This window comes from Pseudomonas sp. A6 (assembly GCF_052367875.1).
Classification (GTDB): domain Bacteria; phylum Pseudomonadota; class Gammaproteobacteria; order Pseudomonadales; family Pseudomonadaceae; genus Pseudomonas; species Pseudomonas citronellolis.
On record NZ_CP198970.1, the window covers coordinates 3429863 to 3446227 of the forward strand.

Sequence of the window (16365 nt, forward strand, 5' to 3'; positions counted from 1 at the left end):
GCCGCCACCCGCCCCACAGCCCCGCCCCACAGCATGGACATCGACCTCACCCGCACCTTCCTGGAAATCGCCCGCCACGGCAGCTTCGTCGCCGCCGCCGAGCGCATGCACGTCACCCAGACGGCCATCACCGCACGCGTCCAGAAGCTGGAAAGCCACCTCAACTGCAAGCTGTTCGTGCGCAACCGCGCCGGCGCGCGCCTGACCGCCGACGGCGAGGCGTTCATCATCTACGCCAACCAGATGCTGCAGACCTGGGAGGCCGCGCAGCGCGACCTGCCGCTGCCCGAAGGCGTGGACAACGTGCTGCACATCGGCGGCGAGGTGAGCCTGTGCAACCCGCTGATGCTGCGCTGGGTCAGCCGCATCCGGGAGACCATCGACAGCTACGCGGTGCGCGCCGAGATCGGCAGCAGCGAGGCCCTGCTGCGCCAACTGGAGCTGGGCGTGCTGGATGCCGCGCTGGTGTACCAGCCGCACTACTGGCCGGGCATGCAGGTGGAGCAGCTGCTGGAAGAGAAGCTCATCCTGGTGCGCGCGAAGAACCCCGAGCCCTACGTGTACATCGACTGGGGCGAGGGCTTCCGCCAGCAGCACGACAGCGCGCTGCCGGACAAGGCCCGCGCGCCGGTGGCCTTCAACCTCGGCCCGCTGGCGCTGCAGTACATCCTGGAGAACGGCGGCTCGGGCTACTTCCGCACGCGGGTGGTGCAGAGTTACCTCGACAAGGGCGTGTTGCGCCGCGTGCCGCGTGCCCCGGAGTTCAGCTACCCGACCTACCTGGTGTATTCCCGCGAGCGAGATTCGGCGCAGTTGCAGCAGGCCTTCGCGCTGCTGCGCGAGCTGGTGCGCGAGGACCCGGACTGGTCGCAACGCTGGGACCCGACGCTCTGACGGGGCACGGGGCTACACTGCCCAACGGCTAGCCTGCTTCCATCGGGCGCCAACTTTCACCGCCTTGGGAGGCCAGGCATGCGCAACCTCGATTTCAGTTCCTGGGAGGGCCTGCTTTCCACCCTGTTCGGGCTGGCCCTGATCACCCTCGTCGGCGTCGGCATCCGCCTGCTGGCGATGCAAACCATCCAGCAGCGCCGCGAGCGCGAGAACCGCCAGATCAACGAACGCCTGCGCACGCTGATCGCGGCCTACAAGACCCTCGGCGGCTCCTTCACCGGCAACCTGGCCGTGGACCCCACGCACCTGGGCTCTCTGCGCCGGCAGGACGAAGCGGTCGCGACGGAAGACGAACGGGCCAGCACCGACCGCTCCCGGCGCATCCGCGATGCGGTCGAGGCGGCGCTGTCCGACATCCTGCTGCTGGGCACCGAGGAACAGGTGCGCCTGGCCGCGCGCGCCGCCACGGAGCTGGCGGAAGGACGGCCGATCCATACGGCGGAACTGGTGATCTCGCTGCGTGACTTCATCCGCCGGGTGCTGGACCTGGAGGCGGTGCCGGCCGGGCTGGCCATCCCGCGGCAGGGGCCGACGCGTCCCTCCGGCGTCAAGGCCAAGGGCGATGGGGAAGGCAAGGGCGGCGGGCAGGGCAAGGGCGGCCTGGGCGGCGGCCTCGGTGGCGGCGGGGGAGCGGGCGTGGCGCTGCCGCTGGACGGCGAGCGGGACCACCACGGCTAGGCGCTTCATGAAGAAGCCCGGCGGAACCTGGAGCTCCGCCGGGCCAGCTCAGGGTCGCGGCCTAGCTCCTGCCGCCGCCGTGGCTGTGCTGGCCACCTTTGCGGCCGGCCTCCGCGGCTCTTTCACGGTCATTGGCGAAGTTGCCGCCACTGCGGGAGCCGCCTTTCTTGCCGGCTTCCGAGGCTTTCTCGCGGTCGTTGGCGAAGTTGCCGGGGTTGCTGCTCTTCGAAGTCATGATGAACTCCTCAGGGTTGGTTTCCACTGAATGGGCGAACCGTCATCGGCCCGCACATGTAGTGGGAAGGCCACGTGGCCGAATGGTTCGAAGAAGTTTCGCCAGCGGTTGCTCGGGGCCTGCCGGGCGGCAGGCGATCGATCGGTTTGAACCCTGGCGGCGCATGCGCTTCTTACCCTGATACCCATGCTTCGAGAGGGAGAGGCCCATGGCACGCTGGAAGATCAGTTACCACAAGGACAACAACACGAGCATCCTGTCCATGCCGTCCGCGCACAAGCCGAGCATGCAGGAGGCGGAGCGCTACCTGCTGGAGTGGGCGCGCCGCAACCTGGAGAAGGGCGAGTACGGCGCCGCCCACGAGACACCCGAAGGCGACGCGACCGATGCGTTGCTGCGCCTGTATGGCATCACCATCACGGGCATCACCCGCGAATGACGGGCCGCCGGGGAATGGCTCCCTGTGGCGAAGGGGAAATGGCTCTTTGTAGTGGACCAATCCCCGCGCATCATGGGGGCCTTCCCAGTACCCGGAGAACGGCATGTACCTGCCCGAGCATTTCCGCGAGACCCGTGTCGACGCGCTGCACCGCCTGATCCAGGCTCACCCGCTGGGCATGCTGGTGCACGGCAGCGGCGGGGGGCTGGACGCCGACCACATCCCCTTCGAACTGCTCCCCGAAGAGGGTTGCCTGCGCGCCCACGTCGCCCGGGCCAACCCCTTGTGGCAGCACGCCGATGGCAGCGAGGTGCTGGTGGTGTTCCGCGGCGCGGAGCACTACATCTCGCCCAACTGGTACCCCAGCAAGCACCTGAGCCACGAGCAGGTGCCCACCTGGAACTACCAGGTGGTGCACGTGCGCGGCACCCTGCGGGTGGTGGACGACGAGCGCTTCGTCCGCGGCCTGGTGGGCCGCCTCACGCGGCAACACGAGGCCGGCGAGGCGCGGCCCTGGCGCATGGCCGATTCCACCCCCGAATTCATCGCCGGGATGCTGGCCAAGGTGGTCGGCATCGAGGTGACGATCCGCGAGCTGATCGGCAAGTCCAAGCTCAGCCAGAACAAGGTGGCCGACGACGTCCGTGGCGCGGCCGGGCGCCTGGACGAGGAGGGCGCCGCCGAACTGGCCGGGGCCATGCGCGAGCAACTGCCGTCCTGACGCGGCGCTGGCCGGTCCCGACGCCGCCGGCTATCGTTGGCCCCTTTTCATCGCTACCGGGGAGTTTCACCATGTCCGTCGCCCTGCTCATCATCGACGTCCAGCACGCCCTGTGCGGCGGCGCCGACGCCTGCTTCGACCACCCGGGCGTGGTCGAGCGCATCAACGGCCTGAGCCGCCGCGCCCGCGACCTCGGCCTGCCGGTCATCTTCGTCCAGCACGAGGAGCCCGAGGGCGACTTCCGCCATGGCAGCGAGGGCTGGCAACTGGCCCCGGCGCTGCAGGTGGCCGACGGCGACCCGCGGGTGCGCAAGACCACGCCCGACTCCTTCAACGGCACCGAACTGGATGCCCTGCTGCGCACGCTGGGCGTGACCGGCCTGGTGATCTGTGGCATGCAGACCGACTTCTGCGTCGACACCACGGTGCGCCGCGCCCTGGCCGAGGGCTACGACGTGGTGCTGGCCGGCGACGCCCACAGCACCCTGGACAACCGCGTGCTGCGCGCCGAGCAGATCATCGCCCACCACAACGAAGTGTTCAGCCGCATGAGCAGCTTCGCCCCGCGCCTGGACGTGCTGCCCAGCGCCGCGGTGGCCTTCGACTGACGCCTGCCGTGCGTCCGGCCGCCAGCCCCGCCGGCGGCGCTGCGGATAAGGTGGAGTAGGGCGCCGGCGACTTTCCCGCGCCGGCAGCGCCCGTGGCGGAGGGATAGTCGATGGCCAGCCGAGCGACAGCCTGGCGACCGCTGCGCTGCCTGTTGCTGGCGGCGTTGCTGGCGCTTGCGGCCTGCGCCGGGCACAAGGCCGCCGAGCCGCTGGCGCCGGTGACGGCGGCCACCTGGGCACAGGTGGACCGCGACATCGCTTCCGCTTCCATGGCCGCCGCCGACAAGGCCGAGGACTACGCCCGCGGCGCCATGGAAAACTGGATGGACCTGGTCTACCAGCGTACCGACAGCGACTTCATCCCCTGGTTCTCCGGCTACTGGACGCAGCAGTGGCTGGGCCTGCGGGTGGCCTGGTACAAGCTCGGCGACAGCCAGAAGAGCCCGGCGGTCAGCCGCCTGTCCGTCTACCTGCAGGGCCAGTACCAGCGCCGCGTGCTCGAGCCGGTGGCGCGGCAGGTCGATCCGGCCGCGGTGATGGAAGCCGCCACCCGTTTCTACGTGCAGGCCCTCGCCGGGCAGCTGGACGCCATCCCCGAACGCCTGGGCGTGCCACGCGCGCAGCTGGACCAGCGTTTGCAGGCCATCCCCGCCATCGCCCTGGGTCCACCCGCCACACGGGATGCCTCGCTGTACCAGTTGCTGCAGGCGAAGCGCCTGGAGCAGCTGCCGGCCTACCAGGCGCTGATCGCCGGGGTGCACGACGCCTCGACGCGCACCGGGGTGGACGTGGAATCGCCGGACCAGGGCGTTTCCGCCGTGGCCCGGCGCACCAGCGAGAAACTGCTGGGCGAGGTGACCGTCAGCGGCGCCGTCGGCGCCATCGCCGCGGCGGTGGGCAAGGCGGCGGGGACGGTGCTGTCGCTGGGCAGCGCCGGGCTCACCGCGTTGTCCCGCGACCGCGAGCGCCCGCAACTGGAGGCGCAGCTGCGCAAGGACCTCAACGATGCCTTCGACCAGCAGTGGCTGGCGCTGATGGGCAACAGCCAGAGCGGCGTGCTGGCCGGCGTGCACTACCTGTCGCTGCAGGTGGAGGCGGGCGCGGCCACGCCCTGGACGGCGCAGCCATAGAGGGCGCGGCGCGGAACGGGTAGATTAGGCGCACTTTCCGCCGCCCTCCCGGAGCCGCCCCATGCCCACCGCCGCGCCCGCCAGGTTCATGCCCAGCCTGGATTCGATCATCGCCGCCCACGCCGAACTGCGCGCCGTGCGGCCGCTGGTGCAGTGCCTGACAAACGTGGTGTCGGCCAACTTCATGGCCAACGTGCTACTGGCCGCCGGGGCCTCGCCGGCAATGGTCGACAACCCTGAGGAAGCTGCCGGCTTCGCCCGCGTGGCCGGCGCCGTGCTGGTCAACCTGGGCACCCCGACCAGCGCCCAGGTGGAGGGCATGCGCCAGGCGGTGCGTTCGGCGGTGGTCCACGGCACGCCCTGGGTGCTGGACCCCATCGGCGCCGGCGGCCTGCCCTGGCGCGGCGGGGTGGCCGCCGAGCTGCTGCAGCAGCGCCCGGCGGTGGTGCGCGGCAACGCCTCGGAAATCATCGGCCTGGCCGGGCTGGGGCAGGGCGCGCCGGGCTTCGACAGCTCCGATGACCCGGCCCGCGCGGTGCCGGCGGCGGTGGAACTGCTGCGCAACTGCCAGGCGGTGTCGGCCTCGGGCGCGGTGGACCACCTGCTGGGTTGGGTCGGCGACAGCCGCGAAAGCGCCGTGCCACGCCTGCTGCGCATCGGCGGCGGCAGCGCGTTGTTGCCGCGGGTGACCGCTTCCGGTTGCGCCCTGGGCGCACTGGTGGCGGCCTACACGGCGGTGGCGGTGGACGCCTTCACCGCCCTGGCGGCGGCCCACGTGCATTTCGCCGTGGCCGCGGAAATCGCCGAGGCGGCCAGCCGCGGGCCGGGCTCCTTCGCCGTGGCCTTCATCGATGCCCTGGATGCGGTGGACGCCAACCTGCTGCGCCAGCGCGCCAGGCTCATGTCGGTGCAGTCCACGGCCTGAGGCGAGGTACGCTCAGTCGTCGCGGGTCAGCACTTCCAGCAGCTCGATTTCGAAGATGAGGTTGGAGTTCGGCTTGATGTGCGCGCCGATCTGCCGCTCGCCATAGGCCAGGTGCGCCGGCACGAAGAGCTTGCGCTTGCCGCCGACGCGCATGTTCATGAGGCCGATATCCCAGCCCTTGATGACGCGTCCGGTGCCGATCACGCACTGGAAGGGGCGGCCCTTGTCGTAGGAGGAGTCGAAGACGGTGCCGTCTTCCAGGGTGCCCCGGTAGTGGGTGGTGATCAGCGCGCCCTTTACCGCCGCCTTGCCGTCGCCCGGGCGGATGTCCTCGATACGCAGTTCGTCGCTCATGTCTGTGCCTCTGTCGCAGGTGGCGGCCCGGCGGGGCCGTTTCGGGGCGCCGTTTTCGCAGGAAACGCCGCGCAAGGCAACAGGCGCGCTCAGGAATCCTTGTTCAGCAACGCGGCCAACCCGGCCAGGGCCTTGTGCGTGACCTTCGGCCCGCTGGCACCGGCGTCGTTGCCCTGGTAGTGGGCGTCGACCTGGCGCTGGTGCTCGTTGTCGTGGCAGTAGAGGCACAGCAGTTCCCAGTTGGAGCCGTCCTCTGGGTTGTTGTCGTGGTTGTGGTCGCGGTGGTGCACGGTGAGTTCGCTCAGGCGCTTGCCGGAGAACTCGCGGCCGCAGCGCCCGCAGATCCAGGGGTACATCTTCAGGGCCTTTTCCCGGTAGCTGCTCTCGCGGCGCTGCTGGGCCTCGGCGAGGAGCTGGTCGACCTTGCTGGTGGGTTTGGCGGGGGTTGGCATGGTGGTGGCTCGGGGTGGTTGGGGTAGGTTTTCAGCATACCTCCGTTGGGGGGGATTTGCTTTTTGTAGGGGGCGAGGGGACTTGCTCGCGGATGGAGTTTCCCGGTTGCGCTGGTGTTGGGTATGAGAGCGCCCTCTCCCCAGCCCTCTCCCTGAAGGGAGAGGGGGCTTGTCCGTGCCGAGAAGGATTTGGTGTCAGCCGGTTACTCGGTGCAAGCCGGCTAACGCCGAAATATCAGCATCTGCCCAACGGTCCCCTCTCCCTTCAGGGAGAGGGTTAGGGAGAGGGAACGGAGCAACCGGCAACACCATGGCCCTGGCGAGCACGGTTCGCGAGCAAGCTCGCTCCTACAAGAGCCTGGAGCCTGCCTGCCCTACGAATTCCGCTCTGACCCCGTCGCCGGCCGATCGTCCGGCCGCGACCAGATCCACAGGTTGCCGATCGCCATGCCCAGCACCACCGCATACAGCCAGTAACCATGGGGCAGGGTGAGCAGCATGATCGCCAGCGCCGCGAGCATCGCCAGGCTGGCGGCGACCTTGGCCCGGCGGGCGATGGCGCGGCCGTTGCGCCAGTTGGCGAGGATGGGGCCGAACAGCCGGTGGTTCTCCAGCCAGGCGCTGAGCCTGGGCGAGCTCTTGGCCGCGGCCCAGGCCGCCAGCAGGACGAACTCGGTAGTCGGCAGGCCGGGCACCACCAGGCCGACCATGCCCACGCCCAGGCTGGTGTAGGCGAGCAGGGCATAGAGCAGGCGGACGGTGCGCGAACGGGCGGGCTGGGACATCGGGACGGCAGCGACGGGGGTGAAGGGCGCATCCTGGCGGCTGCCGGGATGCGCGTCAATCACCGCGTCAGGCGTGGGCGGCGGCATGCTCGTAGGCGTGCTGCAGCAGGGCGCCGAAACGCTCGAAGGCGGCCAGGGCGCCGGCTTCGGCCGCGCGTTCTTCCTCGGCGCTCAGGTCCAGGCCGTCGAGGGTGCGGGTGAAGCGCTTCCAGCCTTCGGCGCGGCCGCCGGCCGGCTCGCCCAGGTGGCGGGCGCCGAAGTTCTCGTCCAGGCCCAGGGCGGCCACGCGCTTGATCAGGAAGGCGGCGCCGAGCTTGGAGCCCTCGGAGACGAACAGCCAGCCCAGGGCCTCGGCGCGGGACGGATTGGCCACGGCGCCGGCCACCGGCGCCGGGACCTGGGCGCCGAGGTCGGCGAGGTCGGCCTTCGCCTGCTGGGCGCGGCAGCGTTCGGGCAGGTCGGGGAAGATCGCGCCCAGCTCGGCGTCCTGGTACAGCGCCTGCAGCTCCGACTGGAACAGGTACTGGGCGACGACGAAGGGGGTGAAGTTCTCGCGGCTGGCGAAGGGATCGTGGGCCTTCACCGCGGAGTCCAGGCGCTGGTGCGGGGCGTTGGTCGCCAGGTTCAGGCGCTGGGAACGCAGGGCGGGGGCTTCCAGGGTGGTCATGCAGCAGGTTCCTTGAGCGATGGATTCACAGAAGACGAGACGAACGAGGGCGGGAAAAACGTAAAGAACGGTGAGGGGTTTCCCTGTAGGAGCGGGCCCTGCCCGCGATTTCGCGCGCAGGGCGCGCTCCTACAGGTGAATCCGGAGGTGGGCATGGCGTAGGAGCGGATCTTATCCGCGAATCGCGCCGGTGGTTCCGGCTATCGCGGACAAGGTCCGCTCCTTGTATGTCGACGACCCGCCATAACGGCGGGTAGTCTCCGGCTGATCACCGGAAGGAAGACCAGGAAGACGTGTCCGCTCCTAGGCTACGAGCCTGCACTGTAGATAGTCTCCTGCCTTCCCAATCCACTCGTGAGTCCGAACGGTATCTGGAGCCCCACCCCGGTGGTAGCTCGTATAGGCAAGGTTGGATGGAGTGGAGTGCTGATGATGTAAAGCTGTAAGAGGTAGCAGGAGTTATGGCCATCGTAGTTGGCGTGGATATCGCCAAGAAAACTTTCGACATTGCGGTTCTGCAGAGCAATGGCAAATACCGCACCAAAGGCAATCTGAGCAACGATCAGTCGGGCTTCAGCGTCTTTGACCAGTGGCTGCAAAAACATGCCGAGCCAGGGGCGTGGGTGGTGATGGAAGCCACCAACATCTATCACGAAGCTCTGGGCGATTATCTGTTGGCCCGGGGATATCGTGTCTGCGTGATGAATCCGGCACGTATCGCCAGCTATGCGCAAAGCCAGTTGCAACGGGTCAAGACCGACAAGGTCGACGCCAAGTTGATCGCCCTCTACGGCGCTCGGCATGCCGAGGATCTCCAGCTCTGGCAGCCGGACCCGGTGAGCGTGCGGCAACTCCGTGCGCTGGTACGGCGCTACGAAGAGCTCAAGGAGCTGTTCCAGATGGAAATCAACCGCCTGGAAACCGCCAAGAGCGACGTGGTGAAAGAGTCGATCCTGTCGGTCTCGGCCCATCTGGAACAGCAGATTGAACAGACGCTGGAAGCGATTCGCCAACATATCGACAACGATCCTGACTTGCGGGGCAAGCGCGATCTGCTGACGAGTATCGAGGGTATCAGCGACAAAACTGCAGCCCTGTTGCTGGCCGAACTTGGATCAATCAGCCGCTTCGAGAGTGCCCGGGCGGTCGTGGCTTTTGCAGGACTCAATCCGAGGCTCAGGGAATCCGGCCAACACAAGGGCCAGGTGAGGATCTCAAAGATCGGCTCACGCCTCTTGCGGGCAGGCCTGTTCATGCCAGCCATCTGTGCCATGAGCCATAACCAGGCGATACGGGCACTGCGTTTACGGCTCGAGGAGAAAGGCAAAGCGGGTAAACAGATCATCTGTGCTGCCATGCGCAAGCTGCTGCAGATCGCCTATGGCGTCCTCAAGTCGGGCCAGCCATACAATGTGGAACTGGCCCTTGCTCGAGGCTAGGTGACACGGTATCTACACCGTCGGCACCCGCGACACCCCGTAGGATGGTGTTGAGCGAAGCGATACCCATCGCCATGACCGCATGGGTATCGCAAGCCCGACCCATCCTACGAAGAGCGCTTACCTCAGATATCCCACACCAGGTTGACCGAGAAGTTGCGCCCCGGCTGGGTCAGGCGGTCGAGGTTGGCCGGAGCCAGCACCGAGGCTTCGCCGACGCTGTCGTAGCCGCGCACGTCATCCCACAGCCAGTACTTCTTGTCGGTGAGGTTGTACACGCCGGCGTTCAGCGTCAGGTCGTCGGTCAGCTTGTAGTAGGCGGTCAGGTCGAGGATGCCGAAGCCGGGGGTCTTGAACTGGCTGCTGGTGCCGTCCGGGGCGTTGAAGGTGGTGTCGTCGACGCGGTCCTTGCGCTTGACCAGGGTCCAGTTCAGCAGGCCGCCGTAGACCTGGCTGGGATCGTCGTAGCCCAGGCCGAACACGCCGGTCAGCGGGTTGACGCTGTTGAGCGGCTCGCCGGTGTCCTTGTTGCGGCCGTAGGCGTAGGCCACCGAGCCCTTGCTGTAGAGGCCCTCTGGCGCGCCGAACGGGGCCAGTTCCAGGCGGCCCTTGAGCTCCACGCCCTTGATGATGGCGTGCTTGATGTTGTTGCTCTGGAAGGTGACCTCGTTGTAGCCGGCGGTGATGGCGTCTTCGTTAATGAAGTCGCGGTACTTGTTGTAGAACACCGAGACATCGAACGAGCCGACGTCGAAGGTGCCGCGCAGGCCGGTCTCGTAGCTCTGGCTGCGTTCCGGGTCCAGGTCCGGGTTGGGCTCGACGCGGTAGCCGCTGGTGGGGTTGTCGAAGCGGCCGTACAGCGCCTTGGCGGTCGGGGTGCGGAAGCCCTGGGCGTACTGGCCGTACCACAGGTAGTTGTCGTCGAAGGCGTAGGTCACGCCGAGCTTGGGCGAGAGCTGGTGCCAGGTCTTGTCCTCGCTGCTGACCTCGCCGTCGCCGCTCTGGTCGGCGGTGTTGAGGAATTCCTCGGTGATGTGCGGCTTCAGCCGGGTGTAGTCGTAGCGCAGGCCGGGCAGGAAGGTCCAGGCGTTCCAGCGGATCTCGTCCTGGGCGAACAGGCCGTAGGTGTCGATGGTCGGGTCCGGGAAGTCGCTGCTGCGGGCCAGGGCGTCGCTGGCGCTGGACGCGCCGACGGCAGTGCAGCCGCGGCCCACGGCCAGGCAGGTGCCGCTGCCTTCGCGGTAGCCGGTGACCTTCTGCCGCTTGAGGTTGGTGCCGTAGGTCAGCAGGTGGTCGGTCTCGCCCAGCTCGAAGCTCTTGTCCAGCTGCAGGTCGAACACCCATTGGCGTTCCTTGTAGAGGGTGTCGCGGGTGCGCAGGACCTGGCGGGTGATGGGGTAGTAGAACTCCTCGGTGCCCTGGTCGGTCTTCGCTACCTGGTAGTTGAAGGTCCACTTGGCGTGGTCGGCCAGGGCGCTGTCGACGAGGAACTGGTGGTCCAGGCCGAAGCGCTCGCGGGTGATGGTGTCGTTGCCCTTGCGCCACTGGTACATGCCGCCGGGCAGGATGCTCGCGGGGATGGCCGGCGCGCCGTTGGAGTAGGGGCCGCCGTAGGCGCTCTTCTGGTCGGTGTCGACGTCGTCCTTGTAGTGCTCGTAGGTCAGGCCGAAGCGCGAGCCTTCGGCGTAGTTCCAGCCCAGCTTGGCCAGCACGTTGGTGGTGCGCACGTCCTCGGGGTTGGCTTCGGTGCGGGAGAGGCCGGTGCCGCCGTGGCTGCCGTAGGACTCGGTCTCGTGGCCGTTGCGCTGGCTGACGTGGAGCAGGGCGTCGAAGTCGTCGTGGCGTCCGGCGACGGTGGCGGAGGTCAGCCAGCTGTCGTCGGCCGAGCTGTAGCCGGCCTTCAGGCGCGCGCCGACGTCCTTGCCATCCTTGATGATGTCGTCCGGGTCGAGGGTGAAATAGCTCACCGCGCCGCCGATGGCGTTGCTGCCGTACAGCGCCGAGGCCGGGCCGCGGAGGATTTCCACGCGCTTGACGATCTCCGGGTCGACGTAGTTGCGCTCGGTCTGGGCGTAGGGGCCATTGAAGAAGGAGCCGGGGATCTCGACGCCGTCGATCTGCGTCAGCACGCGGTCGCCGTCGATGCCGCGGATGTTGTAGCCGGTGATGCCCGAGCGGGCGCCGGTACCGCCGACGCTGACGCCGGGTTCGTCGCGCACCAGCTCCTTGATGCTGTTGACGTTGTTGCGGTCCAGGTCGGTACGGCTGCGCACGCTGACGGTGTTCGGCACCTCGTTGACGTTCTGCGCCTGGCGGGTGGCGGTGACGGTCTGCGGCTGCAGCTCGATGGCGCGGGCGCCCGGGGCGCGGAACAGCACGACGTTGCGCTCGGAGACCTGGCGGTAGTCCAGGCCGCTGCCGGCCAGCAGGCGCTTGAGCGCCTGCTCGGCGCCCAGCCGGCCGCTGACGCCGGGGGAGGTGACGCCGCTGGCCAGCTCCGCCGGCAGGGCCACCTGCCAGCCGGTGACCGAACTGAAGGCATTCAGCGCGCCGGCCAGCGGCTGGCGCTCGATGGCGAAGCGGTAGCCGGCCTGGGCCTGGCTGCTGGGCTCGGCGGCCTGGGCGCCGGCGGCGGGCACGGCGGCCAGGGCGATGGACAGTGCCAGCAGCGAAAGGCTGGCCGGTGCGCGCAGGCGATGCAGGGTGGAGCGTCGGGCGTGGGTGGTCATCGAAGGCTCTCTTCTGAGTTTCGTCGCATTAAAAATGCGAATCAGTTGCATTGGCATCTGACGAAACGGATGAGGCTTCGGGATCGCGTAAAAATAGTTTTTGGGGGGTGGCGGCCGGGGGTGGCAATCGCGGACGGAGTCCGCTCCTACGGCCGTGCTTCCTGGAACCGTAGGAGCAGCTGCGAGGCGCTTTTCGTAGGATGGGTATCGCTTCGCTCAACCCATCCTACGGGGCTGGAGGGTGTAGGAGCGGACTCCGTCCGCGATTCGGCGGATAACGGTTCGTGGCTCAGAACCCCAGCAACTGCCCTACCTGGTCCCCTTGCGGGTTGTCGCTGCGGCTCACCAGCGCGTAGTTGTAGTCCCCCTGGCTCCAGTAGCGCGTCAGCAGCTCGCCATCCTGCCGCTGGCCGTGGGGCAGCAGCAGGTGGCCGGGGCCCGGCGGGCGGATGAAGAAGCTCAGGCGATGGCCCTGGGCATCCTCGTAGATCACCAGTGCCGCCGCGCCCTGCTCGGTGGCCAGCAGTCGCGCGCCGACGCTGCGCAGGCCCAGGCGGTCGAGGTCGGCGGGCAGGTTGGCGTTCTCCAGGTAGCGGCCCAGCCAGTTGCGTACGTTCTCGCCGGCGCGGGTGTCCAGCGGGGCGCTGCTGCCGTTGGCGGCGAACAGGCGGTAGGCCTGCACCGCGTCCTCCATCGGCTTGCCGTGCCTGACCAGGCTCATTTCGCGGGCCTGCCAGCCGCCCAGGCTGCCCACGCCCAGGGCCAGCAGCAGGGCGGCGGCGGTGGCCAGGCGGGCGCGGCGGCGTTCGCGCAGCTGGCGGCGGATGCGCGCCGGGTCCAGCGCCGGGCCGGCCGGCGGCAGGGCGCGGCTGGCCAGGGCGGCGCGCAGGTGCTGGGCGTCCTGCCGCCATTGCTCGACGCGGCGGGCCTCCTGCGGGTGGCTGGCCAGCCAGGCTTCGATCCATTGCCGGCGCTCGGCGTCCAGTTGGCCGTCGAGGTAGGCGTGCAGGTCGCTTTCGGTAGGCGTCAGTTCGCTCATTTGAGTACCCGTAGGGAAGGGGCGCCGCTGCTGCCTTCGCTGAGCGCGCGCAGGGCCTGGCGTGCGCGCGACAGGCGCGACATCACGGTGCCGATGGGGATCTGCAGGGCCTCGCCGACCTCGCGGTAGCTCAGCCCCTCGACGCTGACCAGGGTGAGCAGGGCGCGCTGTTCGGCCGGCAGGCGTTCGAAGGCCTCCAGGGTGGAGCGCGCGCTGACGATGTCCTCGGCGGAGGGGCTGCGTTCTTCCGCGCCGCCGAACAGCGCGAGGATGCGCGCGTAGCGGCGGGCGCGGCGCTGGCCGTCGACGAACAGGCGGTAGAGGATGGCGAACAGCCAGGCGCGCAGGTCGCCGTCGCCGCGCTTGCCGCCCCAGGCCGACAGGGCCTTTTCCAGGGTGGCCTGGACCAGGTCGTCGGCGCTGGCCGCCTCGCGCGTCAGGGACAGCGCGAAGCGCCGCAGGCGCGGCAGCAGTTCGCGCAGTTGCTGGTCATCCAGTTCGTTCATCGCGCCGCGGCCGTCGGCCGTCTCCGTGGTTCGTCGAGCCGGTGGGACGAATCCCCGCGCAGTTTATTCCACCGCCGGTCGGCTTTCAGGCGAATTTCCGCTGCCGGGAATAACCCGGCGCCTGGTGCGTCGTACGGGCTCATCGAACCTGGCCCAATGAGGACCTACCCATGACCCAACCCGACTCGGCGCCGCCGAACCTGCCCCTGCGCCTGGCGACCATCGCCCTGGCGGTGGGCGGCCTGGCCGCCGCCTTCGCCTACGCCGCCGGCTGGATAGGCCCGCAGCGCCTGACCCCGGCGCGCCTGGTGGACAGCCTGGAGCAGAACGCCGGCGTCTACCCGGCCTACCGCCGCAACCATGCCAAGGGCCTTTGCGTGGTCGGCCATTTCGACAGCAACGGCGCCGGCGGCGAAGTCTCCCGCGCCGCGGTGTTCGCCAGGGGCAGCGTGCCGGTGGTGGGGCGCCTGGCGATTCCCGGCGGCAACCCGGCCGCCAGCGACGGCGCCGCGCCCATCCGCAGCCTGGCCCTGCGCTTCCTGCCCGGGCACGGCGGGGAATGGCGCACCGGGATGAACGCCATGCCGGTGTTCGTGGTGAACAGCGTGCAGGGCTTCTACGCGCTGCAGCAGGCCTCGCAGCCGCAGCCGGGCAGCGGCAAGCCCGACCCGGCGAAGCTGGCCGCGTTCTTCCAGGCGCACCCGGAAACCGCCGCCTTCCGCGCCTGGATGAAGAGTTCCACGCCTTCGTCCAGCTACGCCAACAGCGCCTACTACGGCCTCAACGCCTTCTTCCTGGTGGACGGGCAGGGCCGCGAGCACCCGGTGCGCTGGTCGGTGCAGCCGGAGGCAGCCTACCAGCCGATCAGCGCCGAGCAGCGCGGCGAGGCCGACTTCCTGGCCGCCGAGCTGCAGCAGCGCCTGGCCCAGGGGCCGCTGAAATGGCGCCTGCTGCTGACCCTCGGCGAACCCGGCGACTCCACCGCCGACGCCACCCAGGCCTGGCCGGCGCAGCGCCGCAGCATCGATGCCGGCGAACTGGTCATCGAGCGCGCGCTGCCCGAGCAGGGCGGGCCCTGCCAGGACGTCAACTACGACCCGCTGATCCTGCCCGACGGCATCCGCGCCTCGGACGACCCGCTGCTGAGCGCGCGCTCGGCGGCCTATTCGGAATCCTTCAACCGCCGTACCCGCGAGCAGGCCGCCATGCCGGCCAAGGAGCCGCAGCCGTGAAAGCCGAACCCCGCTACTTCCCCTTGCCGCTGCGCGTGTTGCATTGGCTGATGGCGCCGCTGGTGATCGCCATGCTGCTGATCGGCCTGGCCATGGTCGCCAGCGCTTCGCCCGCCCATGCCACCCTGGTGGCGATCCACAAGCCCCTGGGCGCGGCGCTTCTGGTGCTGGTGCTGCTGCGCCTGGCCATCCGCCTGAGCCGGCGGGTGCCGGCGCTGCCGCGGGAAATGCCGGCCTGGCAGCAGCGCCTGGCCCATGCCTCGCACTACCTGCTGTACGCGCTGCTGATCCTGCAGCCGCTGGTGGGCTGGACCATGCAGTCGGCCGGCGGCTACCCGGTGGTGCTGTTCGAGGGCCACGAGCTGCCGGCCCTGGTCGACCCCTCGGTGTGGCTGCACAGCCTGCTGCGCAGCGCCCACAGCGTGATCGCCTACCTGCTGATGGCGACCATCCTGCTGCACCTGGCGGCCGCGCTGTTCCACGGCCTGATTCGCCGAGACGATGTGCTGCCCAGCATGACCGGCGGCCGCCTGCCGACCCTCACCCCGGGAGAACGTCCATGAACATCCGCGCCCTCCAGCCCGTCCTGCTGGCCCTGGCCTTGGCCGCCACTCCGGCCGCCTTCGCCGCCGAGCCCGGCGACCCGCCGGCCGAGGACTACCACTTCGGCAGCCGCCCGGACATCGCCGAGGTGCTGCGCCCGGCCGACCTGGACTTCTGCGGCATCCGCGAGGTGGAGATGCTTTACCTCGACCACCAGGGGCAGAAGCACCGGTTGCGCTACCCGGTGTGGGGCAGCTGCCCGAGCCAGAATTAGGCCAGCGCTGCCTTCAGCGCGGCGTCACACCAACTGGCTGTCGATATGGATTTCGCCGCTGAGCAGCTTGTGCACGGGGCAGGCGTTGGCGATTTCCAGCAGGCGCTGGCGCTGGGTGTCGTCCAGCGAGCCGTTCAGGCCGATGTCACGGGCGATGCGGCTGTTGCCGGGTTTCTCCTGGCTGAGCCTGAGTTGCACCTGGATGCCGTCCAGCGGCCATTGCTTGCGCCGCGCGTACATGGCCAGGGTGATGGCGGTGCAGGCGCCCAGGGACGACAGCAACAGCTGGAAGGGGCCCGGGCCCTGGTTGCCGCCGCCCAGCTCGGCGGGTTCGTCGGCCAGCCACTGGTGCAGGCCGTCGGACAGGCTGACCTGGTAGGGAATGCCGGCGTGGCTGGCGGTGACGGTGGCGTCGCTCATGGCAAGGCTCCTTGGCCTGGAGGGGAGGCCTGGGAGTCTAACCGCCTAGCACCTCGGCGCGCAGTGCGCTGAAAGTCGACTCTACTTCGTCATGGGAACGACCGCGGCTTGCCTGCAGCGAGGCGCGTGCCGCATCAACCTTTCGCTGCAGGTAGTCGTCGTATTCGTCGAGTCGTGTCTGTTCAACTGCGGGGGCAGCGACGGCGATCGATTCCTTCTTCGTCTTTGCGTTCAT

The 16365-nt window shown here is 69.0% G+C and carries 20 protein-coding genes and 1 pseudogene; 11 read left to right on the forward strand and 10 right to left on the reverse strand.

The features are described 5' to 3' along the window. Nucleotides 1–33 precede the first annotated feature (33 nt). Together ACTWJ5_RS15415 and ACTWJ5_RS15420 are read left to right on the forward strand one after the other, a co-directional pair. Nucleotides 34–894 (forward strand): LysR family transcriptional regulator, encoded by an 861-nt coding sequence (locus tag ACTWJ5_RS15415; protein WP_444439365.1) that lies wholly within the window; start codon nucleotides 34–36, stop codon nucleotides 892–894. Nucleotides 895–972: 78 nt separating this feature from the next. After that, complete coding sequence (locus ACTWJ5_RS15420) at nucleotides 973–1632, forward strand: hypothetical protein (RefSeq protein WP_249919976.1); 660 nt, start codon at nucleotides 973–975, stop codon at nucleotides 1630–1632. Nucleotides 1633–1693: 61 nt separating this feature from the next. Here the strand turns inward: ACTWJ5_RS15420 and ACTWJ5_RS15425 are convergent. After that, nucleotides 1694–1843, reverse strand: a pseudogene (locus ACTWJ5_RS15425) (general stress protein); the annotation flags it as partial. 232 nt (nucleotides 1844–2075) lie between these two features. Between ACTWJ5_RS15425 and ACTWJ5_RS15430 the strand changes: the two are divergent. The 5 genes from ACTWJ5_RS15430 to thiM all read left to right on the forward strand — a co-directional run bounded on the left by ACTWJ5_RS15430 (nucleotide 2076) and on the right by thiM (nucleotide 5690). Next, entirely contained in the window at nucleotides 2076–2306 is a 231-nt protein-coding gene (locus ACTWJ5_RS15430; RefSeq protein ID WP_064583351.1) for a hypothetical protein, read from the forward strand. 103 nt (nucleotides 2307–2409) lie between these two features. Beyond that, the gene (locus tag ACTWJ5_RS15435; RefSeq protein ID WP_256515159.1) at nucleotides 2410–3027 is read left to right on the forward strand and encodes an FMN-binding negative transcriptional regulator; all 618 of its coding nucleotides are present in this window, start codon (nucleotides 2410–2412) and stop codon (nucleotides 3025–3027) included. A 71-nt stretch (nucleotides 3028–3098) separates the two neighbouring features. Then, on the forward strand, nucleotides 3099–3635 hold the full coding sequence (locus ACTWJ5_RS15440) for a cysteine hydrolase family protein (RefSeq protein WP_444439367.1): 537 nt from the start codon (nucleotides 3099–3101) through the stop codon (nucleotides 3633–3635). Nucleotides 3636–3745: 110 nt separating this feature from the next. Then, a complete protein-coding gene (locus ACTWJ5_RS15445; protein WP_444439369.1) occupies nucleotides 3746–4765 on the forward strand; it encodes a hypothetical protein in 1020 nt (339 codons plus the stop codon). Between the two features lie 61 nt (nucleotides 4766–4826). Then, nucleotides 4827–5690: a hydroxyethylthiazole kinase gene (thiM, locus tag ACTWJ5_RS15450; protein WP_444439371.1), complete on the forward strand. Its 864-nt coding sequence runs from the start codon at nucleotides 4827–4829 to the stop codon at nucleotides 5688–5690. A 12-nt stretch (nucleotides 5691–5702) separates the two neighbouring features. Here the strand turns inward: thiM and ACTWJ5_RS15455 are convergent, their stop codons facing one another. The 4 genes from ACTWJ5_RS15455 to ACTWJ5_RS15470 all read right to left on the reverse strand — a co-directional run bounded on the left by ACTWJ5_RS15455 (nucleotide 5703) and on the right by ACTWJ5_RS15470 (nucleotide 7948). Beyond that, on the reverse strand, nucleotides 5703–6044 hold the full coding sequence (locus ACTWJ5_RS15455) for an FKBP-type peptidyl-prolyl cis-trans isomerase (RefSeq protein ID WP_116424387.1): 342 nt from the start codon (nucleotides 6042–6044) through the stop codon (nucleotides 5703–5705). A gap of 89 nt (nucleotides 6045–6133) precedes the next feature. Beyond that, nucleotides 6134–6496 carry a YajD family HNH nuclease gene (locus ACTWJ5_RS15460; RefSeq protein ID WP_043317887.1) on the reverse strand — a complete coding sequence of 121 codons (363 nt, stop codon included), beginning with the start codon at nucleotides 6494–6496 and terminating at the stop codon, nucleotides 6134–6136. 374 nt (nucleotides 6497–6870) lie between these two features. After that, the gene (locus tag ACTWJ5_RS15465; RefSeq protein ID WP_249919983.1) at nucleotides 6871–7281 is read right to left on the reverse strand and encodes a YbaN family protein; all 411 of its coding nucleotides are present in this window, start codon (nucleotides 7279–7281) and stop codon (nucleotides 6871–6873) included. Between the two features lie 67 nt (nucleotides 7282–7348). After that, nucleotides 7349–7948 (reverse strand): biliverdin-producing heme oxygenase, encoded by a 600-nt coding sequence (locus tag ACTWJ5_RS15470; RefSeq protein ID WP_444439374.1) that lies wholly within the window; start codon nucleotides 7946–7948, stop codon nucleotides 7349–7351. 461 nt (nucleotides 7949–8409) lie between these two features. On the opposite strand from ACTWJ5_RS15470, the gene ACTWJ5_RS15475 reads away from it, so the two are divergent. After that, nucleotides 8410–9387: an IS110 family transposase gene (locus ACTWJ5_RS15475; protein WP_444436200.1), complete on the forward strand. Its 978-nt coding sequence runs from the start codon at nucleotides 8410–8412 to the stop codon at nucleotides 9385–9387. A gap of 125 nt (nucleotides 9388–9512) precedes the next feature. On the opposite strand, the gene ACTWJ5_RS15480 is transcribed toward ACTWJ5_RS15475, so the two are convergent. The 3 genes from ACTWJ5_RS15480 to ACTWJ5_RS15490 form a co-directional block, all read right to left on the reverse strand. Further along, entirely contained in the window at nucleotides 9513–12116 is a 2604-nt protein-coding gene (locus ACTWJ5_RS15480) for a TonB-dependent receptor (RefSeq protein ID WP_444439376.1), read from the reverse strand. Nucleotides 12117–12405: 289 nt separating this feature from the next. Next, complete coding sequence (locus ACTWJ5_RS15485) at nucleotides 12406–13155, reverse strand: anti-sigma factor family protein (protein ID WP_061561646.1); 750 nt, start codon at nucleotides 13153–13155, stop codon at nucleotides 12406–12408. Next, nucleotides 13152–13661 (reverse strand): sigma-70 family RNA polymerase sigma factor, encoded by a 510-nt coding sequence (locus ACTWJ5_RS15490; RefSeq protein ID WP_058489505.1) that lies wholly within the window; start codon nucleotides 13659–13661, stop codon nucleotides 13152–13154. The genes ACTWJ5_RS15485 and ACTWJ5_RS15490 overlap by 4 nt, the downstream gene beginning before the upstream one ends. Before the next feature lie 170 nt (nucleotides 13662–13831). Between ACTWJ5_RS15490 and ACTWJ5_RS15495 the strand changes: the two genes are divergently transcribed. From ACTWJ5_RS15495 to ACTWJ5_RS15505, 3 genes are read left to right on the forward strand one after another with little or no spacing between them, the layout of a single operon-like run. Further along, complete coding sequence (locus tag ACTWJ5_RS15495; RefSeq protein WP_256515167.1) at nucleotides 13832–14893, forward strand: catalase family peroxidase; 1062 nt, start codon at nucleotides 13832–13834, stop codon at nucleotides 14891–14893. Then, nucleotides 14890–15456, forward strand: a complete 567-nt coding sequence (locus tag ACTWJ5_RS15500; RefSeq protein WP_301502843.1) for a cytochrome b — start codon at nucleotides 14890–14892, stop codon at nucleotides 15454–15456. The genes ACTWJ5_RS15495 and ACTWJ5_RS15500 overlap by 4 nt, the downstream gene beginning before the upstream one ends. Next, on the forward strand, nucleotides 15453–15710 hold the full coding sequence (locus ACTWJ5_RS15505; RefSeq protein ID WP_083426802.1) for a DUF2790 domain-containing protein: 258 nt from the start codon (nucleotides 15453–15455) through the stop codon (nucleotides 15708–15710). Before ACTWJ5_RS15500 ends, ACTWJ5_RS15505 begins: the two co-directional genes overlap by 4 nt. 24 nt (nucleotides 15711–15734) lie before the next feature. Here the strand turns inward: ACTWJ5_RS15505 and ACTWJ5_RS15510 are convergent, their stop codons facing one another. Beyond that, nucleotides 15735–16130 (reverse strand): OsmC family protein, encoded by a 396-nt coding sequence (locus ACTWJ5_RS15510; protein WP_444439380.1) that lies wholly within the window; start codon nucleotides 16128–16130, stop codon nucleotides 15735–15737. Nucleotides 16131–16167: 37 nt separating this feature from the next. Continuing rightward, nucleotides 16168–16365 (reverse strand): hypothetical protein, encoded by a 198-nt coding sequence (locus ACTWJ5_RS15515; RefSeq protein WP_444439382.1) that lies wholly within the window; start codon nucleotides 16363–16365, stop codon nucleotides 16168–16170.